The organism is Wenzhouxiangella psychrophila (genome assembly GCF_042310375.1).
In the GTDB taxonomy this organism is placed as follows: domain Bacteria; phylum Pseudomonadota; class Gammaproteobacteria; order Xanthomonadales; family Wenzhouxiangellaceae; genus Wenzhouxiangella.
The window spans coordinates 1-542 of record NZ_JBHJMQ010000035.1 but is presented as its reverse complement, the minus strand read 5'-3'; the positions used below and the strand labels follow the sequence as shown (position 1 = coordinate 542).

The 542-nt window shown below is 62.5% G+C and carries 1 protein-coding gene; it reads right to left on the bottom strand.

Annotation, left to right across the window (positions count from 1 at the left end):
* A partial coding sequence (locus tag ACDC66_RS15220; protein WP_376697590.1) for an EF-Tu/IF-2/RF-3 family GTPase occupies nt 1-542 on the bottom strand: 542 nt, incomplete at both ends.

Genomic DNA, 542 nt, shown 5'->3' with positions numbered 1-542 from the left:
CCACGCTCGACATCGTCACGCTTGGTACCGCGCAGCAGAACACCCACGTTGTCGCCAGCCTGACCCTGGTCAAGCAGCTTGCGGAACATTTCCACACCCGTGCAGGTCGTCTTCGTGGTGTCCTTGATGCCCACGATCTCGATGTCGTCGCCAACGTGAATCACGCCGCGCTCGACACGACCGGTCACCACCGTGCCGCGGCCGGAAATCGAGAACACGTCCTCGATCGGCATCAGGAAATCCTTGTCCAGGTCGCGCTCGGGCTCGGGAACGTACTCATCGAGCGCGGCAACCAGCTTCAGGATCGACGGCACGCCAATATCCGACTCGTCGCCCTCGAGCGCCTTGAGCGCCGAACCGGTCACGATCGGGGTGTCGTCGCCCGGGAAATCGTAATCGCTCAGAAGCTCGCGAACTTCCATCTCGACGAGCTCGAGCAGCTCGGCATCGTCGACCATGTCGGCCTTGTTCAGGTAAACCAGAATCGACGGAACACCCACCTGGCGCGCCAGCAGAATGTGCTCGCGCGTCTGCGGCATCGG